This window comes from Pseudarthrobacter sp. NIBRBAC000502770 (assembly GCF_006517815.1).
Lineage (GTDB): Bacteria > Actinomycetota > Actinomycetes > Actinomycetales > Micrococcaceae > Arthrobacter > Arthrobacter niigatensis.
In genome coordinates this window covers 222,255-246,051 of record NZ_CP041198.1, presented here as the reverse complement: position 1 = coordinate 246,051, position 23,797 = coordinate 222,255, and the positions used below count along the sequence as shown (strand labels likewise).

Annotated in this window: 20 protein-coding genes and 1 tRNA gene; 8 read left to right on the top strand and 13 right to left on the bottom strand. The window is 65.8% G+C overall.

Going from position 1 to position 23,797, the window contains the following annotated elements; genetic code table 11:
- Window positions 1-75: 75 nt before the first annotated feature.
- The gene (locus NIBR502770_RS01535; RefSeq protein ID WP_141158062.1) at window positions 76-555 is read right to left on the bottom strand and encodes a Dps family protein; all 480 of its coding nucleotides are present in this window, start codon (window positions 553-555) and stop codon (window positions 76-78) included.
- 221 nt (window positions 556-776) lie between these two features.
- Between NIBR502770_RS01535 and NIBR502770_RS01530 the strand changes: the two genes are divergently transcribed.
- On the top strand, window positions 777-2,333 hold the full coding sequence (locus tag NIBR502770_RS01530; protein WP_141180802.1) for an APC family permease: 1,557 nt from the start codon (window positions 777-779) through the stop codon (window positions 2,331-2,333).
- 70 nt (window positions 2,334-2,403) lie between these two features.
- On the opposite strand, the gene NIBR502770_RS01525 is transcribed toward NIBR502770_RS01530, so the two are convergent.
- The 7 genes from NIBR502770_RS01525 to araB form a co-directional block, all read right to left on the bottom strand.
- A complete protein-coding gene (locus NIBR502770_RS01525; protein WP_141180801.1) occupies window positions 2,404-2,952 on the bottom strand; it encodes a hypothetical protein in 549 nt (182 codons plus the stop codon).
- A gap of 157 nt (window positions 2,953-3,109) precedes the next feature.
- Entirely contained in the window at window positions 3,110-3,412 is a 303-nt protein-coding gene (locus tag NIBR502770_RS01520; protein ID WP_018762118.1) for a DUF4193 domain-containing protein, read from the bottom strand.
- 92 nt (window positions 3,413-3,504) lie between these two features.
- Window positions 3,505-3,708, bottom strand: a complete 204-nt coding sequence (locus NIBR502770_RS01515; RefSeq protein WP_141180800.1) for a hypothetical protein — start codon at window positions 3,706-3,708, stop codon at window positions 3,505-3,507.
- Between the two features lie 76 nt (window positions 3,709-3,784).
- Complete coding sequence (locus NIBR502770_RS01510) at window positions 3,785-4,801, bottom strand: LacI family DNA-binding transcriptional regulator (RefSeq protein ID WP_141183270.1); 1,017 nt, start codon at window positions 4,799-4,801, stop codon at window positions 3,785-3,787.
- 43 nt (window positions 4,802-4,844) lie between these two features.
- The gene (gene araA / locus NIBR502770_RS01505; RefSeq protein ID WP_141180799.1) at window positions 4,845-6,365 is read right to left on the bottom strand and encodes an L-arabinose isomerase; all 1,521 of its coding nucleotides are present in this window, start codon (window positions 6,363-6,365) and stop codon (window positions 4,845-4,847) included.
- Window positions 6,366-6,410: 45 nt separating this feature from the next.
- A complete protein-coding gene (locus tag NIBR502770_RS01500; protein ID WP_141158067.1) occupies window positions 6,411-7,139 on the bottom strand; it encodes an L-ribulose-5-phosphate 4-epimerase in 729 nt (242 codons plus the stop codon).
- The gene (araB, locus tag NIBR502770_RS01495; RefSeq protein ID WP_141180798.1) at window positions 7,136-8,896 is read right to left on the bottom strand and encodes a ribulokinase; all 1,761 of its coding nucleotides are present in this window, start codon (window positions 8,894-8,896) and stop codon (window positions 7,136-7,138) included. Before araB ends, NIBR502770_RS01500 begins: the two co-directional genes overlap by 4 nt.
- A 268-nt stretch (window positions 8,897-9,164) precedes the next feature.
- Between araB and chvE the strand changes: the two genes are divergently transcribed.
- From chvE to mmsB, 3 genes are all read left to right on the top strand, one after another.
- Window positions 9,165-10,292, top strand: a complete 1,128-nt coding sequence (chvE, locus tag NIBR502770_RS01490) for a multiple monosaccharide ABC transporter substrate-binding protein (protein ID WP_210411293.1) — start codon at window positions 9,165-9,167, stop codon at window positions 10,290-10,292.
- 107 nt (window positions 10,293-10,399) lie between these two features.
- Window positions 10,400-11,929: a multiple monosaccharide ABC transporter ATP-binding protein gene (gene mmsA, locus NIBR502770_RS01485; RefSeq protein ID WP_141180797.1), complete on the top strand. Its 1,530-nt coding sequence runs from the start codon at window positions 10,400-10,402 to the stop codon at window positions 11,927-11,929.
- 4 nt (window positions 11,930-11,933) lie between these two features.
- A complete protein-coding gene (gene mmsB / locus NIBR502770_RS01480; RefSeq protein ID WP_141180796.1) occupies window positions 11,934-13,214 on the top strand; it encodes a multiple monosaccharide ABC transporter permease in 1,281 nt (426 codons plus the stop codon).
- A gap of 101 nt (window positions 13,215-13,315) precedes the next feature.
- On the opposite strand, the gene NIBR502770_RS01475 is transcribed toward mmsB, so the two are convergent.
- The 5 genes from NIBR502770_RS01475 to NIBR502770_RS01455 form a co-directional block, all read right to left on the bottom strand.
- The gene (locus NIBR502770_RS01475) at window positions 13,316-14,566 is read right to left on the bottom strand and encodes an MFS transporter (protein ID WP_141180795.1); all 1,251 of its coding nucleotides are present in this window, start codon (window positions 14,564-14,566) and stop codon (window positions 13,316-13,318) included.
- Window positions 14,567-14,600: 34 nt separating this feature from the next.
- Window positions 14,601-16,772, bottom strand: coding sequence for an elongation factor G-like protein EF-G2 (locus NIBR502770_RS01470; protein WP_141180794.1), 2,172 nt, complete (start codon window positions 16,770-16,772; stop codon window positions 14,601-14,603).
- An 85-nt stretch (window positions 16,773-16,857) separates the two neighbouring features.
- Entirely contained in the window at window positions 16,858-17,283 is a 426-nt protein-coding gene (locus NIBR502770_RS01465; RefSeq protein WP_141180793.1) for a ChaB family protein, read from the bottom strand.
- Between the two features lie 68 nt (window positions 17,284-17,351).
- Window positions 17,352-17,428: transfer RNA gene (locus tag NIBR502770_RS01460), tRNA-Thr, on the bottom strand.
- Window positions 17,429-17,577: 149 nt separating this feature from the next.
- Entirely contained in the window at window positions 17,578-18,465 is an 888-nt protein-coding gene (locus tag NIBR502770_RS01455) for a thioredoxin domain-containing protein (RefSeq protein ID WP_141180792.1), read from the bottom strand.
- A gap of 179 nt (window positions 18,466-18,644) precedes the next feature.
- Between NIBR502770_RS01455 and NIBR502770_RS01450 the strand changes: the two genes are divergently transcribed.
- The 4 genes from NIBR502770_RS01450 (at window position 18,645) to NIBR502770_RS01435 (ending at window position 23,795) form a co-directional block, all read left to right on the top strand.
- Complete coding sequence (locus NIBR502770_RS01450; protein WP_141180791.1) at window positions 18,645-20,147, top strand: trehalose-6-phosphate synthase; 1,503 nt, start codon at window positions 18,645-18,647, stop codon at window positions 20,145-20,147.
- Complete coding sequence (gene otsB / locus NIBR502770_RS01445; protein ID WP_141158076.1) at window positions 20,137-20,970, top strand: trehalose-phosphatase; 834 nt, start codon at window positions 20,137-20,139, stop codon at window positions 20,968-20,970. The genes NIBR502770_RS01450 and otsB overlap by 11 nt, the downstream gene beginning before the upstream one ends.
- 217 nt (window positions 20,971-21,187) lie before the next feature.
- The gene (locus NIBR502770_RS01440) at window positions 21,188-22,270 is read left to right on the top strand and encodes an ABC transporter ATP-binding protein (protein WP_018762103.1); all 1,083 of its coding nucleotides are present in this window, start codon (window positions 21,188-21,190) and stop codon (window positions 22,268-22,270) included.
- A gap of 106 nt (window positions 22,271-22,376) precedes the next feature.
- Window positions 22,377-23,795, top strand: a complete 1,419-nt coding sequence (locus NIBR502770_RS01435) for a DUF4032 domain-containing protein (RefSeq protein ID WP_141158077.1) — start codon at window positions 22,377-22,379, stop codon at window positions 23,793-23,795.
- The last annotated feature ends 2 nt before the right edge of the window (window positions 23,796-23,797 follow it).

Below are 23,797 nucleotides of genomic sequence, written 5' to 3'. Positions count from 1 at the left end.
AGTATTGCCCGGACAACAGCCAGGCGTCCGGCGCGGCGGGATCCGCCGGTGCCGGACGCCCGTGTGGACTGCCCGCTACTTGGAGTCGGCCGCGGTGACCTTGGCGGTGGGCTTCATGTTTTCCGCCTGCACCATCCAGGCGAACTGCTCCAGCCGCGCGATGAACTCGTGCAGGAGGTCCGCGGAGGTGGGGTCTTCCTCATCCACTTCGTCATGGACCTTGCGCATGGTGCCCACGGCTGCCTCCATGGCAGCGACGATCCGCTCGATGGCATCCGCGGTGCTGATCAGCCCTTCCGGGAACTGGGCCAGGCTGGTGGTCTCGGCAACGGTGGCGCTGCGGCCGTCGGGAAGCGCGTGCAGGGCGCGCATGCGCTCGGCGGTGTCGTCGGCGAACTGGCGGGCAGCGTCCACAATCTCGTCAAGCTGCAGATGAAGGTCGCGGAAGTTGGTGCCCACGATGTTCCAGTGCGCCTGCTTGCCCTGAACATGGAGCTCGATCAGGTCCGCCAGGACGGCCTGCAGGTTGTTGGTCAGTGTCGGTGAAGCTTTCATGCATCCTCCTCAATTGGTCCAGTACGGCAGACGCTACCAGCCCCGAACGGCGCGGCGGCAGGGCAAAAGGCAATTTCTCAGTGAGCTTACTAATTTCGGAAACCAGTCATAAACGAATGTGATTCATATTGCGTCTTGCATCACAGGCGGGGCACCCCCATACTAAATGAACGCCATTCATATAGTGACCTCCGTCTCACAGCCTTCCAGAAAGTGGTGCCATGACAGAGACAATCCGCACCAGTACTGCCAAACCCGGCCCGCACGCGCACGCGCCCTCCGCGGACGGCGTCAGCGCCAAGGGACTCAAGGGCGGCCAGCTCGGGCTCCTGGCCGTCGTCGTCCTGGGTATTTCCACCATTGCCCCCGCCTACACCCTCACCAGCGCACTTGGACCCACCGTCAATGAAGCCGGCCTGCAGCTGCCCGTCATTTTCCTCATTGGGTTCATCCCCATGATCCTGGTCTCGCTCGCCTACCGGGAGCTCAACGCCGACTCCCCGGACAGCGGCACCACTTTCACCTGGGTGACCAAGGCCTTCGGTCCGTGGATCGGCTGGATGGGCGGGTGGGGCCTGCTCGCCGCCAACATCATCGTGCTGTCCAACCTGGCCGGCGTCGCCGTCGACTTCTTCTACCTTTTCCTCTCCCAGCTCACCGGCTCCCCCGAACTGGCGGACCTCGCGGACAACAAGGCGTTGAACGTCATCACCTGCTTTGTCTTCGTGGCGCTGGCCGTCTGGGTCAGCTACCGCGGCCTGCACACCACCAAGCTGGTGCAATACAGCCTGGTGGGCTTCCAGCTGCTGGTGCTGGGCCTGTTCGTGGCCATGGCCTTCGCCAACTGGTCCACCTCGGAAACAGCAATCCCGTTCAGCTGGGACTGGTTCGACGTCACCAAGATCGAGACGTTCGGACAGATCGCCGCCGGCATCTCCCTCTCAATTTTCGTGTACTGGGGCTGGGATGTCTGCCTGACGGTCAACGAGGAAACAGCCAACGGCAAGAAGACCGCCGGCGTGGCCGGTACCCTGACCGCCGTCATCGTCCTTGCCATCTACCTGCTGGTCAGCATCGCCACCATGATGTTCGCCGGCGTCGGCGATACCGGGAACGGGTTGAACAACGCCGAGAACCACGAGAACATCTTCACGGCGCTGGCCTCCCCCATCATGGGCCCGTTCGCCATCCTGATGTCCCTGGCCGTGCTGTCCAGCTCCGCCGCGTCCCTGCAGTCAACCTTCATGTCGCCCTCGCGCAGCCTGCTGGCCATGGCACACTACGGCGCGCTGCCGGCACCCTTCAGCCGCATCAGCAGCAAGTTCTCCACGCCGGGCTTCGCCACCATCGCCGCCGGCGTCATGTCTGCGGGGTTCTACGCAGTCATGCATGTGGTCAGCGAGAACGTCCTGAACGACACCATCCTGGCCCTGGGCCTGATGATCTGCTTCTATTACGGGCTCACCGCCTTGGCCTGCACGTGGTACTTCCGCCACAGCCTGTTCAACAGCATGCGGCACTTCGTGCTGCGGCTGGTGTGCCCGGTGATGGGCGGCGTGGGGCTGTTCGTAGTATTCGTCCAGACCGCCATGGACAGCCTGGCACCTGAGTTTGGCAGCGGTTCAGAGGTGTTTGGCATAGGCCTGGTATTCATCCTGGGCGTCGGCATCCTGGCCCTGGGCGCCGTGGTCATGCTGGTCATGTCCCGTACGCACCCGGGCTTCTTCCGCGGCGAAACCCTCAAGCAGGACACCCCCGCACTGGTGGTTCCGGAATAACTTCCAACCCAAAAGGTGCCGCGCCCCCACCGGGGCCCGGCACCTTTTCGGTGTGGCGGCGACGGACGGCTCACCAGTAGTGCGCCACGTCGATGACCAGGCGGGAGCCGGCGCCCGGACCGTCAAGGGCGAACACCCGGAACGGGAGGCGGGCACGGACGCCCACGCCGATGGTGGACTGGCCCTCGAAGCTTCCGGCCCAGACCACCTGGCGGAAGGTCTGGTATCCGGAAACGTCGGAGAGCCCGGCCTTGTCGGCGGGTGTGTAGGTGGGCTGGCCGTTGGCGTCGTAGGCAGGCGCTTTGACGACGACCTGCAGCCGGGCGCCGCCCCGGGTGGGCACGATTGCGCCCGAGCCGTCCTGGATGACCTGCGGGACGTAGCGCACGGTGTAGCCGGGGGCCGGCGCGCCGCCCAGGTCAACCACCAGCCGGTCAAAGCAATAGTGCTGCCCGGTCCGGACGTTCGTCACGGGCACGCGGCCCGTGGCGCCGTCCGACTTGATCAGCGAACCCCATGTGAGTCCGCAGTAGGGAGCCGCGGAGGCGGGCCCCTCGACGACGATTCCCAGCCCGACCGCCAGCAGGATGGCCGCGAGCCAGATGGAGAACTTTTTCATTGTGGTGCCACCCAAAATAAGGGCTATTGGATGCTTCCAGCGTAGGAGCGTTGGCGGGCGGAAACGAGGTCCATTTTGATAACGACGGCGTCCGGGGACAAAGAAGCGCCGGCCACCTCGGGTGAGGTGGCCGGCGCCGGGAAACCAGGATGGGATTCTAGCCTTCGCAGTCGCGGCAGTACTTCAGGCCGTCCTTTTCGCGGGCGACCTGCGAGCGGTGGCGGACCAGGAAGCACGACGAGCAGGTGAACTCGTCCGACTGCTCGGGAACCACAATGACCGTCAGTTCCTCATTGGACAGGTCTGCGCCGGGCAGGTCGATACCTTCAGCGGTGTCATTCTCGTCGACATCGATAACCGCGGTCTGCGCGTTACCGCTCCGTGATGCCTGGAGGGCCTCGAGGGAGTCAGCCGGCGACTCTTCTTCCTGCTTGCGTGGAGCATCGTAATCGGTAGCCATAGCATGTTCACTTTCGTTGCTGCGCAGCGCCATTTCAGGCACCTCAGTGAAGCAGTTTAGGGCATGATCCCGCTACCGGCGCAATAGTGTGCTTAACCAGACACTGGGCCGGTTTCTGCCGTTGTTCCTGCGTGCTCCGAGCGGGCGTGGCCGGCTCCGATGGACACCCCGCTCAAGGCCGGCAGCCAGCCCCAGCGGGTGGCGTCGGCCATGGCACCGGCAGCGTCCGTTTCGAAGTCGAAGGTGACGGAGTCCAGCAGCCAGTCGCGGAGGCGGATGAGCAAGGTAGCGGTCATGCCTGAAAACTACGCAGCTATTGTTGTGGCCACGTTTCGCGCGGGTCTCCCACTGATTAATTCGGCGCCGGCCACGCTACGGGGCGGGCGGCGCCGTACTGCTGCGCACGATGAGCTCAGGCTCCACCACCAGGGTCCGCGGCCCGTCCCCGCCCTGGAACGCGGTGAGCATCATGTCCATGCACCGCCGGCCCAGCTCTTCGAAGTCCTGGCGGACCACCGTCAGGGGCGGACTGAAATAGCCGGCCTCCGGCTGGTCGTCGAAGCCCACCACCGAAAGATCCTGCGGCACCCTGATGCCCGCCACGTTCAGGGCACGCAAGACCCCAAGGGCCATCTGGTCGTTGCCGACGAAAAGGGCAGTGGCGCGGCGGCCGGCAGCCAGCCGCCGGCCGATCTCGTATCCGCTGCCCGCGCTCCAGTCACCCTCGGTCACCAGGTCTGCCGCGAGCCCGGCCGAGCCGAGGGCTGCCCGCCAGCCCTCGGCGCGGGCTACGGCGTCGATCCAGTCCTGCGGCCCCGCAACGTGTCCAATCCGGACGTGCCCCTGGGCGATGAGATGTTCCACCGCCAGTTCGGCGCCGCGCCGCTGGTCCACCTTGACCCCGCCCACGGTGTCATTGCCGTCAGGTCCCACGGCCACCACCGGCACTCCGATGGGCAGCTCCGCCAGGGCAGCCAGCGTTTCCAAATGCGGGACGATGACCACGATTCCGTCCACCGACTGGTCCAGGAAGTGCCGGACGGCGTCCAGGATCGCGTCCCGGCTGACCTCGCGCAGCGCCGCGACGCTGACGAAGTAGCCGGCATCCCGCGCAGCCCGTTCCACCCCGAGCAGGGTATTGGCCGGGCCGTACTGCGAAAGCTCGCTGCCCAGGACACCGATGATCTGCGAGCGCCGGGTGACCAGGCTTCGGGCGGCAGAGTTGCGGCGGTAGCCGAGTTCCGCGATCGCAACTTCCACCTTCCGGCGGGTGCCGGGACTCACGTTGGGGTGGTTGTTGACCACCCGTGAGACGGTCTGGTGCGATACCCCGGCACGTGCCGCCACATCCTCGAGCCTGGGCAGCCACCGCGGGACGCTGTCCGTCACGGGGTTCCCGTCCCTGGCCGCCGCCGGGACCTTTGCCACCGGATCAGATCCCGCCGGCCAGTTTGTAGTAGGCGGCGTTCCAGTTCAGGTCCTTCTTGAACTGGCGGATGGTGGTGCCCTGGTCGATGGTGAGCAGTTCCGTTTTGGCTATTTCGGCGAAGTCCTCGAAGACGTCCATGCCCACCTGGGTGGAGAGCACGGTGTGGTGGGCTGCGCCGGCGGTGAGCCAGGCGGCGGCGGAGGTTGCGAAGTCCGGCTTCGGCTGCCAGAGAGCGCGGGCCACGGGGAGGTTGGGCAGCGGCTGGTCGAGCGGGACGACGTCGACGGCGTTGGCCACCAGGCGGAACCGGTCCCGCATGTCGGACAGGGCGACGACGACGCCCGCGGAGGCGTCGGCGTCGAACACCAGGCGGACCGGGTCTTCCTTGCCGCCGATGCCCAGCGGGTGAATTTCCAGGCGCGGCTTTGCTGCCGTCAGGGAAGGGCAGACTTCGAGCATGTGGGCGCCCAGGATCTTCTCGGACCCGGGCTCCAGGTGGTACGTGTAGTCCTCCATCAGGGAGGCACCGCCGGGCAGGCCCGCGCCCATCACCTTCGCGGCGCGCACCAGGATGGCGGTCTTCCAGTCGCCTTCGGCGCCGAACCCGTAACCGGCGGCCATGAGCCGTTGCACGGCGAGCCCGGGCAGCTGGCGGAGGGCACCGAGGTCCTCGAAGGACGTGGTGAACGCGGCCGAACCATTGGCTTCGAGGAACCTGCGCAGGCCCAGTTCGATCCGGGCGCCGTACCGCAGCGATTCGTGCCGGGCCGCGCCTGCGCGAAGCTCCGGCACCACGTCGTAAAGGTCCTCATACTCGGCCACCAGCGCGTCGACGTCGGACTCCGCCGCGCCGTGGACGGCGTCCGCGAGTTCGTTGACGGACCAGGTGTTCACCGCAACGCCGAACCGCAGCTCGGCCTCGGTCTTGTCGCCTTCGGTGACGGCGACGTTGCGCATGTTGTCGCCAAAGCGGGTGAGCTTCAGGGTGCGGACGGCTGCCCAGCCAGCGGCGGCGCGCTGCCAGGATCCCACCTGGCGGGCGACCTCGGGGTTGGAGACATGCCCGACGACGGTCTTCCGGGCAATGCCCAGGCGGGACTGGATGTACCCGAACTCGCGGTCACCGTGTGCTGCCTGGTTCAGGTTCATGAAGTCGAAGTCGATGTCCGCCCAGGGCAGGTCCCGGTTGGCCTGGGTGTGCAGGTGCAGCAGGGGCTTCCGCAGGAGGTCCAGGCCCTGGATCCACATCTTGGCGGGGCTGAAGGTGTGCATCCAGGCCGTCACGCCGATAACCGAGTCATCGGCGTTCGCCTCCAGCGCGGTGCGGCGGATGGCATCCGAGTCGGTGAGCACCGGCTTCCAGACGATCCGCACGGGCACCGCGGAGGAGGCGTTGAGCTGGTTGGCGATCTCCTGCGACTGCGCGGCCACCTGCTTGAGGACTTCCTCGCCGTAGAGGTGCTGGCTGCCGGTGAGGAACCAGACTTCGTAGCCGTCGAGGGAAGTGGTTGCAGCGGTACTCATGATTCTCCTGGAAAGATTTTCTGGCCGGTTGGTGGCCGGTGCGTGTTATTGGCCGTAGACGTTCTGGTAGCGGGCGTAAAGGGAGTCGATGTGGGCCTGGTCGATGGGAAGCGGCTCGCCCAGCTGCCGGGAAATGTGCACGGTGCGCGCCACTTCCTCGCACATGACGGCGGCCTTGACGGCGGCGCGGGCATCCTTGCCGATGGTGAAGGGGCCGTGGTTCTGCATCAGGACGGCCGGGGACGTGGAATTCTTCAGGGTCTCCACGATCCCATGGCCAATCGAGTCGTCACCGATCAGGGCGAAGGGTCCCACCGGGATGGAACCGCCGAACTCGTCCCCCATCATGGTGAGCACGCAGGGGATGGCCTCGCCCCGGGCAGCCCAGGCGGTGGCGTACGTTGAGTGCGTATGCACCACCCCGCCCACCTCCGGCATGTGCCGGTACACGTACGCGTGCGCGGCGGTGTCCGACGAGGGCGACAGCGCGGGATTGCCCCAGTCCACCGTGCCGCTGCCGCCAACATTGGTGCCCCTGACCGGGGTGCCGTACAGGTCCGTCACGATCATCTGTTCCGGGGTCAGGTCCTGGTAGGCGACCCCGGAGGGCTTGATGACCATGAGGTCGGTGCCCGGCACCCGGGCGGAAACGTTGCCTGCGGTCCACACCACCAGTTCGTAGCGGGTCAGCTCGGCGTGCAGGGCGCACACCTCCGTCCGGATCCGGGCGATGGTTTCCAGGAGGCCGGTTCCGGCGCCTGTTCCGGCGGTCATGCGGACACCCCCACGGTTGCTTTGGCGGCGACGCCTGCTCCGGGCCGGGCCGCCTGGGCGGCCTTGCGCTGGATGGCCTTGAGCCGGTGCATGACATCGTTGCTGCCCCGGCCGAAGTAGTCGTGCAGGGTGCGGTACTCCTGGAACAGTTCGTCGTAGGCGGCCGCGTTTTCCGGGATTGGGGTGTAGACCTCGCCGGGCTCGGCGCCCATGGCCGCGGCGGCTTCGCGGATATCCGCGTAGGCGCCCGCTGCGACGGCGGCATGGATGGCAGAACCCAGTGCCGGTCCCTGTTCCGAGCCGATGGTGGACAGAGGCAGGCCGGTGGCATCGGCGTAGATCTGCATCAGGAGCCGGTTCTTCAGCAGCCCGCCGGCAACGATGAATTCCTTGACCGGGACTCCGGCGTCGCGGAAGGCGTCCACGATGGTGCGGGTTCCAAAGGCCGTGGCTTCCAGGAGGGCGCGGTAGGTGTCCTCGGGCCTGGTGGCCAGGGTTTGGCCCACCACCATGCCGGATAGCTCGTGATCCACCAGGACCGAGCGGTTTCCCGAATGCCAGTCGAGCGCGATCAGGCCGTGCTCCCCGATGGCCTGGCGGGAAGCCAGTTCGGTCAGGTACTCGTGGATCCCCAGCCCGGCGTCCTTGGCGGCCTGGTGGTATTCGGGCGGGACGCCGTGCCTGGTGAACCAGCCAAAGATGTCCCCCACCCCAGACTGTCCTGCCTCGTAGCCCCACAGGCCCGGAACGATTCCACCGTCCACGGCGCCGCACATGCCCGGCACTTCCCGCAGTTCGCTGCCGTTCATGACGTGGCAGGTGGAGGTGCCCATGATCGCCACCAGCTGGCCGGGCTCCACGGCCTTCGCGGCCGGGGCGGTGACGTGCGCGTCAACGTTTCCCACGGCCACCGCGATGCCCTCCGGCAGCCCGGTCCAGGCGGCGGCCTCCGCCGTCAGGGTGCCGGCGGCATCACCCAGCCGGCCGATGGTGTGCTCCAGCTTGGAGCTGACAAAATCCTTGAAGTCAGGGTTGAGGGCGGCCAGGAACTCTTCGGACGGATACCGGCCGTCCTGGTAGATGCCCTTATAACCGGCAGTGCAGGCGTTGCGGACATACCGGCCGCAGAGCTGCCAGACGATCCAGTCCGCCGCCTCCACCCAGTGGTCCATGGCGGCGTAGGCCTCCGGATCCTCCTCCAGCAGCTGCAGTCCCTTGGCGAACTCCCATTCGGAGGAGATCAGTCCTCCGTAGCGGGGAAGCCAGTCTTCGCCGCGTTCGGCGGCGAGCCGGTTGATCCGGTCGGCCTGGCCCTGCGCAGCATGGTGGCGCCAGAGCTTTACATAGGCGTGCGGACGGTTCGCGAAGCCGGGCAGTTCGTTCAGGGGTGTGCCGTCGGCCGTGACCGGCACCATGGTGCAGGCGGTGAAGTCGGTGGCAATACCGACGACGGCGGCCGGGTCGATCCCGGCGTCGGCCGCGGCGGCGGGGACGGCGGTACGCAGGACGTCCCGGTAGTCGTTGGGCACCTGAAGTGCCCACTCCCCGGGAAGCCGGGCGCCGTCGTCGCCCGCTGTATCCCGGGGCAGGACGCCGGTGACCACCGCGTGGGCATACTCATGGACGGCGCTGCCCAGTTCCGCGCCGTCGCGGACGCGCACCACCACGGCGCGGCCTGAAAGGGTTCCGTAATCCACGCCGATGACGCAGTGGTCATGGCTGGGCTCGGAGCTGGACGTGGTCAGCGCATCTGGCATGGGGGTTGCCTCCGTCCGGGAGGCATGGGCCTCATTACCGGGTTTGTAGGGGTCAGGGTGGAGCTACGTGCTGCAGCTAGTGTGAACGCTAACAAACCGGAAGTCAATGAGCTGGAAAGTTTTCGGGGATTCCCGCTGGACACTCTTGTTAGCGTTCACAAATCAGTCTATATTGAACCGACACATCAACAATGTGGCCAGGACCAGGGAGCATAGGTGCTGCCTGGTCCACCAACGCTTCGTGGCAGTGCTGCCGCGGAAGGAGAAAATGGTGAGAATCAAGAAACTGATGGGCGCGGTGGCCCTCGTCGTCGCCCTGACGGTGGGCGCCACCGGTTGTGGCTCCCGCGGCGGGGCCAGCGAATCCAGCGGTGCCGCGAAGCCCAGCGATTCACTGGTAGGCATCTCGATGCCGACGCAGACTTCCGAACGGTGGATCGCCGACGGCGCCAACGTGGAAAAGTCCCTGAAGGACCTCGGCTACAAGACAGACCTCCAGTTCGCCAATGACGACATCCCCACCCAGGTCTCGCAGATCGAGAACATGCTGACCAAGGGCGCCAAGGCCCTGATCATTGCCGCCATTGACGGCACCACCCTGACCGACGTCCTGGCCAAGGCCAAGGAGCAGAACGTCAAAGTGATCGCATACGACCGCCTCATCAACGGCACGCCGAACGTCGACTACTACACCACGTTCGACAACTACACCGTGGGCGTCCAGCAGGCCACTTCGCTGTTGACCGGCCTCGGCCTCGTTGATGCCAGCGGCAAGAAGGTCGACGGCAAGGGCCCGTTCAACATTGAGCTCTTCGCCGGCAGCCCCGACGACAACAACGCCAACTTCTTCTGGACCGGCGCCATGGACACCCTCAAGCCGTACATGGACGCCGGCACCCTGAAGGTCCCCAGCGGCCAGACCAAGTTCGAACAGGCCGCCATTCTTCGCTGGCAGGCCCCCGTGGCCCAGAAGCGCATGGAGGACATCATCACCTCCGCCTACAGCTCAGGCACCAAGCTGAACGGCGTACTGTCCCCGTATGACGGCCTGTCCATCGGCATCATCTCGGCCCTCACCAGCACCGGCGGCTACGCCAAGGGCAGCCTCCCGGTTGTTACCGGCCAGGATGCCGAAAAGGGCTCCGTCAAGTCCATCATCGCCGGCGAGCAGTACTCCACCATCTTCAAGGACACCCGCCAGCTCGGCGCGCAGGCCGTCAAGATGGTCGATGCAGTGCTGAAGGGCCAGGAACCGGAGACCAACGACACCAAGACCTACAACAACAAGGTCAAGGTTGTCCCGGCCTTCCTGCTGAAGTCCCTGATCATCACCAAGGACAACTACAAGAAGGAACTGATCGACTCGGGTTACTACAAGGACTCCGACGTCAAGTAGTCAGCGTCCGGAGGCTGTGGCCGGACCTCCATCCGGCCACAGCCCCTCCCGCCGCCTCCTGCAGCAGCAGGACGGCCCAGCTCCGACCAGTCAGTGGGAATTGACCGATGAACACACCCATTCTTCAGATGCGAGGAATCACCAAGACGTTCCCGGGCGTGAAGGCCCTCCAGGACGTCACCCTGGACGTAAACCGCGGCGAGGTCCACGCCATCTGCGGCGAAAACGGTGCCGGCAAATCAACGCTCATGAAAGTGTTGTCCGGCGTCTATCCACACAACTCCTTTGACGGGGAGATCCTCTTCGAAAACGAACCGTGCAACTTCTCCAGCATCTCGGACAGCGAGAAGCGCGGAATCGTCATCATCCACCAGGAACTGGCCCTGAGCCCGTACCTCTCCATCGCCGAGAACATCTACCTGGGCAACGAACAGGCCACCAACGGATGGGTGGACTGGCGCAAGACCAACCTGGAGGCCGCCAAGCTGCTGGCCCGCGTGGGCCTCGACGAAAACCCCGTCACACCGGTGCAGCACATCAGCGTGGGCAAGCAACAGCTGGTGGAGATCGCCAAGGCCCTGTCCAAGGAGGTGAAGCTGCTGATCCTGGACGAACCCACGGCCGCCCTCAATGACGAGGACTCCGGCCACCTCCTGGACCTGATCCTCCACCTGAAGGGACAGGGCGTCACCAGCATCATCATCAGCCACAAACTCAATGAGATCCGAAGGGTGGCGGACGCCGTCACCATCATCCGGGACGGCAAGACCATCGAGACCCTGCGGCTCGACGAAGGCCAGATCACCCAGGAGCGGATCATCCGCGGCATGGTGGGCCGCGACCTTGAAAGCCTGTATCCGGACCGTGAACCGAACATCGGCGAGGAAGTGCTGCGGATCGAGGACTGGTCCGTGCGCCACCCCCAGGACCACAGCCGCATGGTGGTCAACAATGCCAACCTGCACGTCAGGAAAGGCGAGGTGGTAGGGCTGGCCGGCCTCATGGGCGCCGGGCGCACCGAGCTTGCCATGAGCGTCTTCGGCCGGACCTACGGCACCGCCACCTCCGGGAAGGTCTACAAGTACGGCGAGGAAATTAACACCGCCACGGTGTCTGACGCCATCAGGCACGGCATTGCCTATGCCACCGAGGACCGCAAGCACTACGGGCTGAACCTTATCGAGGACATCAAGCGGAACATTTCCCTGGCATCACTGCGCAAGCTGGCAAAACGCGGCTTCGTGGACAAGAACCAGGAGACGGTGGTGGCCAACGGCTACCGCAAGAGCATGAACATCAAAGCCCCGTCGGTGGCTGCCGTTACCGGGAAGCTGTCCGGTGGAAACCAGCAGAAGGTGGTTCTCAGCAAATGGATGTTTTCCGATCCCGACGTGCTCATCCTTGATGAACCCACCCGCGGCATCGACGTCGGCGCCAAGTACGAGATCTACACGATCATCGCCAAGCTCGCCGCCGAAGGAAAAGCCGTCATTGTCATTTCCTCGGAGCTACCCGAGCTCCTGGGAATCTGCGACCGCATCTACACCCTCGCCGCCGGGCACATCACAGGCGAAGTGCCCATCGCCGACGCCACCCAGGAAACCCTGATGCACTACATGACCAAAGAGAAGGAATAGCGACATGTCCGCCTTACGAGAATCGCTTGGATTCCTCACCAGCCGCCTCCGCCAGGTTGGCATCTTCGTTGCCCTGATCCTGATCGTCCTGCTGTTCCAGGGACTGACCGGCGGAATCCTGCTGGAACCGCAGAACGTCACCAACCTGGTGGTCCAGAACAGCTACATCCTCATCCTGGCCATCGGCATGGTGATGGTCATAATCGCCGGGCACATCGACCTTTCCGTTGGATCGGTGGCAGGGTTCATCGGCGCCGTGGCCGGGGTCATGATCGTGCACTGGGGCTGGCCGTGGTGGGCAGCCATCCCGGCATGCCTTCTGGTCGGAGCCCTGGTCGGCGCGTGGCAGGGCTACTGGATCGCCTACGTGGGGATTCCCGCCTTCATCGTCACCCTCGCCGGCATGTTGATCTTCCGCGGGCTGACGCTCATCACGCTCAAGAACCAGCAGATCACCCCGTTCCCCGCCGAACTGCGGGCCTTGGGCGGCGGCTTCCTTCCGGACATTTCCGGCGGCACTTCCGTGCTGGAATGGCTCACCGTCATCCTGGGCCTCGGCGCCACGGCGGCCCTGCTGATCCAGGCCTTCAAGGAGCGCAGGATCCGCCGCAAGTTCGACCTCGAAAGCGAACCCCTGGTCTGGTTTGTCATCAAGACCACCTTCACCGCGCTGCTCATGCTGGTCATCACGTTCCTTCTGGCGTCCTACCGGGGCACTCCGATCGTCCTGGTGGTCCTTGCTGCCCTGGTGATCGCTTACACCGCCCTCATGAACAACAGCGTCTTCGGCCGCCACACGTACGCCATCGGCGGCAACCTCCACGCCGCCGAACTGTCAGGCATCAAGACCAAGGCCGTCACGTTCCGGCTCTTCGTGAACATGGGCGTCCTCTCCGCGCTGGCCGGCCTGGTGTTCACCGCCCGGCTCAACTCCGCCCAGCCCGCCGGCGGAACCGGCTTCGAGCTCGATTCCATCGCGGCAGCATTCATCGGTGGAGCAGCTGTCACCGGCGGTATCGGAACAGTAGCCGGAGCCATGATCGGTGGCCTCATCATGGGCGTACTGAACAACGGCATGTCCATCCTGGGACTGGGCACCGACTACCAGCAGCTCATCAAGGGCCTGGTCCTCCTGGTCGCCGTCGGGTTCGACATCTTCAACAAGAACCGCAGCGGCGGCGGAGGGGAGATTGGCAAGCGCTTCAAGCTCAAGACCAGCCCTCCGCCGGCCCAGGAAAAGCCGGCGCCGGCCGCCAGCAAAACGGTGGAGGCAGGCGTGAAGTAGGCGGGTCACGCGCACCTGCCGGCCCCCGCTGCCCGGACGACGTCCCGGCAACGGGGGCCTTCCTGCGTCCGGCGCCGGGAAGCAAACGCCCAGGCAGCTCTTTAAGGGGCAGCCAGGCCGGTGGCAACATCAGCCGGCGAGCGCCGGCGCCGGCTGAGCACAATAAAGGGCGCCGCCAGCAGCTGCACCGCGCCGCCCAGGGCCAGGGACGCCGGGTAGCCGTAAAGGTCCGCGGTCCTGCCCAGCACCGGCTGCACCACCACTCCCCCGCTCGAACCCATGAGCGACGCGAAGCTCAGGACCGTGGCCCGCTGCTTCGAGGCAATCATGTCGTTCAGGTACGCCTGGCGGACAGGGGTGCCGGCGGAGGCAACCACGGCCCACAGCGACAGCAGGACCAGGGCAAGCCAGAAGGAGTGGGTGGCCAGGAGCACCACCAGGACCACTGAGCTGGCAATCGTGGAGCCGATCAAGACCGTGGTGCGGCGGCCCACCAGTTTCCGGACCAGCGGCGCAAGCCAACCACCAACGATGTCCGCGCCGGCAACGATCGCAGCTGCCAGTCCTGCGATGACATAGGCCTTGGGGTCGCCAAAGAGCTGCAGCAGGTACGGCTGGAGGGCGTAGAAGACGTAGAACCCCACCCCCTCGGTGAACGGGGCCGCCAACATCATGAACCGCACCGGAGGGTTCTTCAGTCCGCCCTCCAACGAGGCGCGCAGGACTGCCCGCGTGGCCTGCACCGGGTGGGCCGACCGCTCGGGGGTGAAGCCGACGTCGTGCATGAGGAGGAACGCAACGGCGAACATCGCCACCAGAACTCCCACCCGCAGCAGGAAAGGGACGCCAAGGTTCGTGGCCTGGGCAATGACGCCGCCTGCCACGGATCCGGCCAGCATTGCGATTCCGGACACCATCTGGCCCCGCCCCAGGACGGCTTCCAGGCCGCCGTCGTAGCCGGAGAAGTGGAGGGCATCCACCAGCCAGGCTTCCACGGCTCCGGAGAAGAAGGTGAAGCCAAGGCCAAGCAGCGCAGACACGGCCGCCCACCACCAGAACGGGGCCGACAGCTGCCAGAGCAGGTAGTACAGGTAGGTAGACGCCGCCAGGGTCACGGTGCCCAGCAGGAAGGATGCGCGGCGTCCCCAGCTGTCCGCCACCACCCCGGTGGGCACCTCGAAGAGAACCATCCCTGCGGTGAAGAAGGCGTTCGCGGCGAAGGCCTCGAGGTTGCTGAGCCCCGCGTCGAGCAGGAAGAGCGTGTTGATTCCCCAGATGAAGGACGCCGCAAGCGTGTTTCCCAACGTCAGCGTCAGGTAGACGTTCTGGATCTTTCGTGCTGCGGCGTTCACCGGCGGCCGTTCCTTCGGACTGTTCCGGGGCGGATCAGGACGGGCTGAAATTTGGCGGGACGGGGTCGTGGCGCAGGTACTGCCGCCGGAACCGGCCGGTGCCTGCCGTGAGGGCCCGCAGTTCCACCGCGTAGCGCAGGAGCTCCTGGTCGGGGACTTCAGCGCTGATCTCCGTCAGTCCTTCGCCTGATGAGGTGGTGCCCGTGAGGCGCCCCCTGCGGCCCGACAAATCGCTCATTACGGTACCCACGTGTTCGTCGGCAACGGTGATGGTCACGGAGGACACCGGTTCCAGCAACTGGACCTTCCCGGCGGCCGCAGCTTCGCGCAGCGCCAAGGCCCCTGCCGCCTGGAACGCCGCATCCGACGAATCCACGCTGTGGGCCTTGCCGCCGGTAAGGGTCACCCGCAGGTCCACGACGGGAAAACCTGCCGACACCCCCCGCTCCATTTGCGCCCGGACCCCTTTTTCGATGGACGGAATGAACGTTCCCGGGATGACGCCGCCCACCGTCTTGTCCACGAACTCGAATCCCCCGCCGCGCTCCAGCGGTTCCACCTCGATATCGCACACGGCGTACTGGCCATGGCCGCCGGACTGCTTGACGTGGCGTCCGTGGCCGGAGGCGGGGGCAGCGAAGGTTTCCCGCAGCGGTGTCACCACGTCAACGGTATGCAGTTTCACGCCCTGCTCGCGCAGCCGGTCCAGGACCACCTCGGCGTGTGCCTCCCCCATGCACCACAGCACCAGTTGGTGGGTCTCCGCGTTTCGGTCCACCCGCAGGGTGGGATCCCCGGCGGCGATCCGGCCGAGGCTGCGGGCCAGCGCATCCTCGTCGCTGCGGGAATCCGCTTCCACGGCAACCGGCAGCAGCGGTTCGGGCATCTCCCACGTGGCCAGCAGCAGCGGGCTTTCCCGGGCGGAAATGGTGTCCCCGGTTTCAGCGCTGCCCAGCTTCGCCAGGGCGCACATGTCCCCTGCCACGGAGAAGGGGACAGGCCGCAGGCTGGCGCCCAGCGGGGAGTAGATGTGGGTGACCCGTTCATCGGTGTCGTGGTCCTGGTGCCCGCGGTCAGCCAGGCCGTGTCCGCCCACGTGGACGGGAGTATCTTCCCGCAGCGTCCCGGAGAAAACCCGCACCAGGCAGATGCGGCCCAGGAAGGGATCGTTGGAGGTCCGCACCACTTCAGCGGCGAGCGGGCCATCAGGATCGCAGGACAGCCTTCCACCCGGTTCCCCCGCGAGGTCGGTCATGTCCGGCAGTCTGCCTTCCAACGGTGCGGGGAAGGCGCGCACCAGGACCTCGAGCAGCTCTGCCGTGCCGAGTCCCGTAACGGCGGACGTTGGCAGGACGGGAAAGAAGGAGCCCTGGGCGACGGCGGTTTCCAGGTCGTCTGCCAGCACCGCGGTATCGATGTCCTCCCCGTCCAGGTAGCGGTCCATCAGGGTTTCATCTTCGCTCTCGGCGATGATGCCCTCGATCAAGGCGCCCCTGGCGGTCCCGGCGGCAGCGAGTTCCCCGGGTGCGGCCGGGCGGACATCCGGTGAGGGATCGCCGGAGGAGTAGTCCGTTACCTCCTGGGACAGCAGGCCCAGGAGGCCGGCCGCCCCACCCTCGGCGGGCACCGGGACGTACAGCGGGAGGACACCGTCGCCGAACGCTTTCCGGCAGGCGGCCAGGGCGCCGTCGTAATCCGCCCGCGGATGGTCCACCCTGGTGATGACGACGGCGCGTGGCAGCCTCATGTGCGCGCACTCGCCCCACAGCGCCGTAGTGGTGGCATCGATGCCGTCCACGGCCGAGACCACGAACAGGGCGGCGTCCGAAGCCCTCAGTCCGGCCCGGAGTTCCCCGATGAAGTCCGGGTAGCCGGGGGTGTCCAGGAGGTTCACTTTGACGTCGCCAACCAGCAACGGAACCAATGACAGCGTGACCGAGCGTTGCTGGTGCACCGCGGCCGGATCCGAGTCGCTGACCGTGGTGCCGTCAGCAATGGATCCCTTGCGGGTGATCACCCCGGTGGCTGAGAGCAGTGCCTCGATCAGCAAGGTCTTCCCGGCGCCGGAGTGCCCCACCAGCGCCACGTTCCGGATCCGGGCCGGGTCCTCCGCCGCGATCCCGGTGGCCTGGTCTGCCCGCTTTGCGTCAGGCCCGTTCCTGCCGCCGGCACCCCGCGCGGACTCCTTGGTGCTCTTCACCGACATTGGAACCTCCTGGCATCGTTGCCGACCGGACCGGACGTGTCCTCTGATTCGACACCTTGGGACGGCGGGACGGCAAGTGCCCAGGCTATTTGCTGCGGGCTTTGCGGGTGGCGGCGTCGTTGGCCTTCTGGAGGGCGTGGACCAGTTGGTCCTTGTCCATCTTTGAGCGGCCCTTGACGTCCAGTTCCCTGGCCAGCTTGTAGAGGTGCTCCTTGGACGCATTGGCGTCGACGCCGCCGGCGGTGGGCTCGGATGACCGGACGCCCTGCTCCGCGCGTTTGTCAGACGGGCCGCGCTTTTCCTTGGGCTCCCAATGGTCGCCCACCTTCTCATAGCTGTGCTTCAGTGAGGCGTAGGCTGCACGGGCAGCGCGCTCTTCGTCGTTGTCGTAGGACTCGAGGGCGGAGTCATAGGTCTTCGCGAACGTGTCCTGGGCCTTTTGGTCGGAACGCTGCAGTGTGGACGGCAGTTCGTCCTTGCGGGCATGGTCGTTCTTGCCGGTCTTGGGCATGGCACCCATCCTCCTTTAGTCAGCAGGCTGATTATTCGGATGGATCCAGCTTAGACCCGGAGGTGATGTGGAGCCCCCTGTCGGATTCGAACCGACGACCCCCGCTTTACAAGAGCGGTGCTCTGGCCAACTGAGCTAAGGAGGCATGCCCCGGAAGGGCGTGCGCCCGCAGGCGCTAGATAAGGTTAGCCCAACTCCTGCCGGGGGTAAAAACGCCCGCGGAACCGGCGGTGAATGCGCAAGGGCCCACCCCGGAGCGAATCCGGAGCGGGCCCCTGCACGGGCTGTTTCCCGTTAGCCCTTGGCCGCGATGGCTGCCTGCAGGAAGTCCGGGAACGGCGTCTGGGCGCTGTCCCCCTTGCCCCACTGCTTGCCGTCCACGAACACGGTGGGCGTACCCGTCACGCCGATGGCCGCCGCTTCCTTGGTGGTGAACTTCACGAACGGGCGGTACGTCTTGTCATCCACGCAGGAACCGATATCCACGCCCATGTCGGAGGCCATCTTCTTCAGGTCGTTGTCCGAGAGGCCGGCACTTCCTTCAGCCGGTTGCTGGGCGTACAAGGCATTGAAGTAGTCGGCGTACTTCTGCGGAGCCGTGTTGGCAACGCAGGCCGCCGCATTGGCCGCACGCGATGAGTAGTTGGTGGTGGACCGGCTGTCCAGGAAGCCCAGCGGCCGGTATTCCACGGTGATCTTGCCGTCATTGCGCAGCGAGGTGAGCTGGTCGTTGTACTGGGCCTCGAAGTTCTTGCAGACGGGGCAGATGAAGTCGATGTAGAGGACAACCTTCACCGGCTTGCCCGCCTCAGCTTCGGCGCCCGGGGCCACTACCTCGGCCGGCGGGGTCTTGGGGGCGTCCCCCAGGGAGGCTGCGTCGACGGTAGCCGGTCCGGTCTTGGCCACGTCCGTGTTGGCCAGCAGGGTCACGCCCCCGTGGGCGTTGGCGTTGGCGGGGACCGGCCCCTGGTCGGCTATCGGTGCGTTCTGCTTGAGGCTGTTGGTGACAACCAGGGCCACCACCACAAGGATGGCCACAACCGCCGCCACGATGCCCCAGCCAATAAGGAGCTTGTTGCGCTTGTCCTTCTTTACCTGCGCTTCGCGGATCACGCGCGCCTTTTCGCGCGCCTCCGCGGTTCGCTCAGCCTTGGACTTACGTACTTCGTTTGCGGGGCTCATGAGTTCCTTGGGTCGGTCGACGTAGGGGGACCACTTGGTGGTGCCCCAAACATTTTAGGGGAGAAAGCTGAGAGCTTGCGGTTTCAACCATTCTTCCGGGTTGACCAACGGACGAATAGCCCCGATGATTCCGTCCGGCTAGGGTGGCTTAGAGGCACAAGCAACCCCAGGGGGCCGCAATGCAAACACCCGTCCAGGAAAAACCAGCCGGAACAGCTACGGCCGGCAGTTCCGGTTCCGGCCACGCCGGCCATACGAAATACGACTTCATGGTGGTCTCCAACAGGCTGCCCGTGGACCGGGTGGCATCAGGGGACGACAGCGACGACGGCTCCGGCTGGCGCCGGTCGCCCGGCGGCCTGGTGACTGCGCTGGCGCCGATGATGACCAAAACGGACGGCGCCTGGGTGGGCTGGCACGGCGCCCCTGACGAAACGGTCGAGCCGTTCAGCCACGGAGGCATGGACCTTGTCCCGGTCCAGCTCAGCACCGATGACGTGGAGCTGTACTACGAAGGGTTCTCCAACGCCAGCCTTTGGCCGCTGTACCACGACGTCATCGCCCCGCCGGAGTTCCACCGCACCTGGTGGGACGCCTACCGCAGGGTTAACCGCAGGTTCGCCGACGCCGTGGTGCGCCACGCGGACCAGGGCGCCACGGTGTGGGTGCAGGACTACCAGCTCCAGCTGGTCCCCCGGTTGCTCCGTGAAGCACGGCCGGACCTGCGGATCGGTTTCTTCAACCACATCCCGTTCCCGCCGCCGGAGATCTTCGCCCAGCTTCCCTGGCGCCAGGCCATCATCGACGGGCTGCTGGGCGCGGACCTGGTGGGCTTCCAGCGGCCCAGCGACGCGGGAAACTTCATGCGCTCCGCCCGCCGCTTCCTCGGCGCCAGCGTCAAGCAGCAGCAGGTTCACGTCAAGGACCACAACGGCCAGCTGACCCACATCGCCCGGGCCCAGGCCTTCCCCATCTCCATCGACGTCAAGCAGATCACCGAACTCGCCGCCCGGCCGGACATCATCGAACGCGCCCGCCAGATACGCCAGGACCTTGGCAACCCCAAGACCATCCTGCTCGGAGTGGACCGCCTGGATTACACCAAGGGCATCCGCCACCGGCTGAAGGCCTTCGAGGAACTCCTTGCGGACGGCCGGCTCACGGTGGGCGATGCAACCCTCATCCAGGTTGCCTCCCCCAGCCGGGAGCGCGTGGAACAGTACCGGCTCCTGCGCGAGGAAGTTGAAGGCACCGTGGGCCACATCAACGGCACCTACGACACCTTGGAGAACACCGCCGTCCGCTACCTGCACCACAGCTACCCCGTGGAGGAGATGGTGGCGCTGTACCTGGCTGCGGACGTCATGCTGGTCACCGCGCTGCGCGACGGAATGAACCTGGTGGCCAAGGAATATGTCACCGCCCGCAACAACAACGACGGCGCGCTGGTCCTCAGCGAATTCGCCGGGGCGGCCGACCAGCTGAAGCAGGCGCTGCTGATCAATCCGCACGATATCGCCGGCCTCAAGAACACCATCATGGCCGCCGTGGAACTCACCCCGCGGGAGGCCTCGCGCCGCATGCGGGCCATGCGCAAGCAGATCCTGGACCACGACGTAGACCACTGGTCAGCGGACTTCCTGCGCGCCCTGAACGAGAAAGTGGTCCGCGATGACTCCTGAGCGCCCCGGTAACGCGCCATTGGCGCTCACCCCCGAGCTCCGCGAAGCCCTGCGCCGGATCGCCGGCACGGAGCACCTGCTCGTGGCCATGGATTTCGATGGCACCATGGCACCCATCGTCGGCCGGGCGCAGGACGCCCGGCCGCTTCCCCGGTCGGCCACCGCTTTCGCAGGCCTCGCCGTCCTTCCACGGACGACGACGGCCCTCATCTCCGGACGCGCCCTCGCCAGCCTGCGGGAGGTCGCCTCCCCGCCGGTCGACACGCTCCTGATCGGCAGCCACGGCGCCGAGGCATGGCTGGGGCCCGGTTCCACCGAACTGGCTCTTGAAGAGGACCAGAAGGCACTCCTTGAAGAGGTCCGCGCCGAGTTGGCCGGCATCGTTGCCGAGGCGCCCGGCACCTCCCTTGAGGACAAGCCTGCCGGCGTCGTCCTGCATACCCGCCAGGCTGAGGACGACGTGGCAGAAGACGCAGTAGCGGCAGCACGGTCGGTGCTCCGGGACCGCAAGGGAGTCTTCCTGAAGGAAGGCAAACGCGTCCTGGAGACTTCGGTTGTCAATGCCTCCAAGGGCGAAGGTGTCGCCTTCCTGCGGCAGGCCACCGGGGCCACTGCCGTGCTGTTCGCCGGCGACGACGTCACGGACGAGGACGCTTTTGGCCGGCTCGAACCGGGCGACGTGGGGGTCAAGGTGGGCCTTGATTTCACCCAGGCCCAGTATCGGGTGGAGGCTCCCGTCCACATTGCGGAACTACTGGAGGCCCTGCTCCAGGAGCGGAGCATTGCTGTTGCCGAAGAGGATCCGCAGGCCGCGTCCGGTTAGGACATGGCCGGCGGCACATGTGACGTCCGTAACATTTCCTCGAGGAAGCGCAACCTCTGGCATACTCTAGGTGTGATGTGGCGCACAGACACCGTGCGGCGTCATTCTGCGCTCCGGGCCCAGGCTCGGAGCGCTTTGCAGGAACAAAACTGAATAAACATGAACCATTCACAACGGATCGTCCGGCACGTACCTGCCGGTGAAGGGATTGATAACTGTGGCTACAGTTACTTTTGATAACGCTACGCGTCTGTACCCGGGCACAGATAAGCCCGCCGTCGATAAGCTCAACATCGACATCGCCGATGGCGAATTCCTGGTCCTCGTGGGACCCTCCGGTTGCGGCAAGTCCACCTCCCTGCGCATGCTCGCAGGCCTCGAGGACGTCAACGCCGGCCGCATCCTGATCGGTGACCGTGACGTTACCGATGTTCCGCCGAAGGACCGCGACATCGCCATGGTTTTCCAGAACTACGCGCTGTACCCGCACATGACTGTGGCCGACAACATGGGCTTTGCCCTGAAGATCGCCGGTGTCTCCAAGGAAGAGCGCGCCGAGCGCGTCCGCGAAGCCGCCAAGCTCCTTGACCTTGAGCAGTACCTGGACCGCAAGCCAAAGGCACTCTCCGGCGGCCAGCGCCAGCGCGTTGCCATGGGCCGCGCCATCGTCCGTAACCCCCAGGTCTTCCTCATGGATGAGCCGCTGTCCAACCTGGACGCCAAGCTCCGCGTCCAGACCCGCACCCAGATCGCGTCCCTGACCCGCCGCCTCGGCGTCACCACCGTCTACGTGACGCACGACCAGGTTGAAGCCATGACCATGGGTGACCGCGTGGCTGTGCTGAAGGACGGCCTGCTGCAGCAGGTGGACACCCCGCGCAACCTTTACGACCGCCCGAAGAACGTCTTCGTTGCCGGCTTCATCGGCTCCCCCGCCATGAACCTGCTGGAGCTTCCCGTGGTCGACGGCGGCGTGCAGTTCGGCGGCACCGTCTACCCCGTGCCGCGCGACGTCCTCGAAGAGGCACACGGCTCCACGGTCACGCTGGGCAGCCGCCCGGAGGACCTGGAAACCGCTCCGCAGGGTGAAGGCCTGAAGGTGGAGGTGGACGTTGTCGAGGAACTCGGCGCCGACGCCTACGTCTACGGCCACACCACCCTCGACGGCAAGGACCACGACATCGTGGCCCGCGTCGACGGCCGCCGCCCTCCGATGAAGGGTGAGGTCATCTACGTCCGCCCGCAGTCGGGCCACGTGCACCTGTTTGACACCAAGACCGGCCTGCGCCTCGGCGACTGACGTTCCAGCTTAGAGACCGACGGCGGTCCTCCTCCGGGAGGGCCGCCGTCGGTTTTTAAGCGGCAAATTTTAGGCGCGGTACCCCCAAGTACGGAAGAATTGAGCCATGACCGAGGAATACAGCGCCCAGTGGCACGACGAACCCACCGACTACGCGCAGATCGGGAAGCTGCCGCGGTTCGTGGCGGCCAGTGCAGATGACAACAAGGCGGCCTCGGTAGCCTCGTCGCTGAACATCACTGCCGCGGCAGCGGATCCGGAACTGCTGGACCTGCCCTGGCATATCGCCCTGGAGGAGTGGCCGGCGCAATACCTGGCGGCCCTCCCCCGAGGCATCTCGCGGCACATCGTGCGCTTTGCCCACCTGGGCGGCTCTGTCATCGCCATTAAGGAAACCTCCGAGCATGTGGCCCGCCACGAATACCACATGCTCCGCAAGCTCGCCCGCTTCGATGTGCCCTGCGTGGAGCCCGTGGCCGTGATCACCGGACGGACCACCCCCGACGGGCGTCCGCTCAACCCGGTCCTGGTAACCCGGCACCTGAAGTTCTCCATGCCCTACCGCGCGCTGTTCTCCCAAATGCTGCGCAAGGACACCCTGACGCGCCTCATCGACGCGCAGGCCCTGCTGCTGGTGCGGCTGCACCTGATCGGTTTTTACTGGGGAGACGTGTCGCTGTCCAATACCCTCTTCCGCCGCGACGCCGGAGCCTTTGCCGCCTACCTGGTGGACGCCGAAACGGGCGAGCTGTACCCGGACCTGTCCACGGGCCAGCGCGAATACGACCTCGAAATCGCGCGGGTCAACATCGCCGGGGAGCTGATGGACCTGCTGGACGGCGGCCTGATCGAGGAGAAGGTGGACCCCGTAGCCACCAGTGAGTTGATCATGGACAGTTACCGGCGGCTGTGGGCTGAACTGACGGAGAAGGAATCCTTTGAGCTGGGCGAACGCTGGCGGGTGGGCGCTCGCATCCGGCGCCTGAACGAACTCGGCTTCGACGTCGAGGAATATGCCATCAAGACCACCCAAAACGGCTCCACCATCCAATTGCAGCCCAAGGTGGTGGACGCGGGGCACCACCAGCGGCGGCTGCTCCGGCTGACCGGCCTGGACGCGCAGGAGAATCAGGCCCGCCGCCTCCTCAATGACATGGACTCGTTCCGGGCGGACAACAACCCGGAGATGGACGAGGAATACAGCGCCCACCTGTGGGTCAGCCAGATCTTCGAGCCGATCGTGCGCTCCATCCCCCGGGACCTCTCCGGCAAGCTCGAGCACGCCGAGGTGGTCCACGAGGTCCTGGAGCACCGGTGGTACATGTCGGAGAAGCAGGAGCGCCACATCCCGCTGGCAGAAGCCGTGCAGTCCTACATCGACTCGATCCTGCGGCACCGGCGCGACGAAGCAGCGATCATGCTCAACCCGGACACCGAATTGCTAAAGATCCTCGAAGTGGAAAACGAGGAGTCCCGCTATGGTGCCGATGAATCCGATGACGAATACCCGGATTCGGACGACTGACT

Excerpts from the sequence above, each read along its gene's own strand:
- NIBR502770_RS01530 (WP_141180802.1), top strand. The coding sequence starts at position 777 with ATGACAGAGACAATCCGCACCAGTACTGCCAAACCCGGCCCGCACGCG.
- NIBR502770_RS01525 (WP_141180801.1), bottom strand. The coding sequence starts at position 2,952 with ATGAAAAAGTTCTCCATCTGGCTCGCGGCCATCCTGCTGGCGGTCGGG.
- mmsA (WP_141180797.1), top strand. The coding sequence starts at position 10,400 with ATGAACACACCCATTCTTCAGATGCGAGGAATCACCAAGACGTTCCCG.
- NIBR502770_RS01465 (WP_141180793.1), bottom strand. The coding sequence starts at position 17,283 with ATGCCCAAGACCGGCAAGAACGACCATGCCCGCAAGGACGAACTGCCG.
- NIBR502770_RS01535 (WP_141158062.1), bottom strand. The coding sequence starts at position 555 with ATGAAAGCTTCACCGACACTGACCAACAACCTGCAGGCCGTCCTGGCG.
- otsB (WP_141158076.1), top strand. The coding sequence starts at position 20,137 with ATGACTCCTGAGCGCCCCGGTAACGCGCCATTGGCGCTCACCCCCGAG.
- NIBR502770_RS01450 (WP_141180791.1), top strand. The coding sequence starts at position 18,645 with ATGCAAACACCCGTCCAGGAAAAACCAGCCGGAACAGCTACGGCCGGC.
- araB (WP_141180798.1), bottom strand. The coding sequence starts at position 8,896 with ATGCCAGATGCGCTGACCACGTCCAGCTCCGAGCCCAGCCATGACCAC.
- araA (WP_141180799.1), bottom strand. The coding sequence starts at position 6,365 with ATGAGTACCGCTGCAACCACTTCCCTCGACGGCTACGAAGTCTGGTTC.
- NIBR502770_RS01455 (WP_141180792.1), bottom strand. The coding sequence starts at position 18,465 with ATGAGCCCCGCAAACGAAGTACGTAAGTCCAAGGCTGAGCGAACCGCG.
- NIBR502770_RS01470 (WP_141180794.1), bottom strand. The coding sequence starts at position 16,772 with ATGTCGGTGAAGAGCACCAAGGAGTCCGCGCGGGGTGCCGGCGGCAGG.
- mmsB (WP_141180796.1), top strand. The coding sequence starts at position 11,934 with ATGTCCGCCTTACGAGAATCGCTTGGATTCCTCACCAGCCGCCTCCGC.
- NIBR502770_RS01520 (WP_018762118.1), bottom strand. The coding sequence starts at position 3,412 with ATGGCTACCGATTACGATGCTCCACGCAAGCAGGAAGAAGAGTCGCCG.
- NIBR502770_RS01515 (WP_141180800.1), bottom strand. The coding sequence starts at position 3,708 with ATGACCGCTACCTTGCTCATCCGCCTCCGCGACTGGCTGCTGGACTCC.
- NIBR502770_RS01500 (WP_141158067.1), bottom strand. The coding sequence starts at position 7,139 with ATGACCGCCGGAACAGGCGCCGGAACCGGCCTCCTGGAAACCATCGCC.
- NIBR502770_RS01435 (WP_141158077.1), top strand. The coding sequence starts at position 22,377 with ATGACCGAGGAATACAGCGCCCAGTGGCACGACGAACCCACCGACTAC.
- chvE (WP_210411293.1), top strand. The coding sequence starts at position 9,165 with ATGGTGAGAATCAAGAAACTGATGGGCGCGGTGGCCCTCGTCGTCGCC.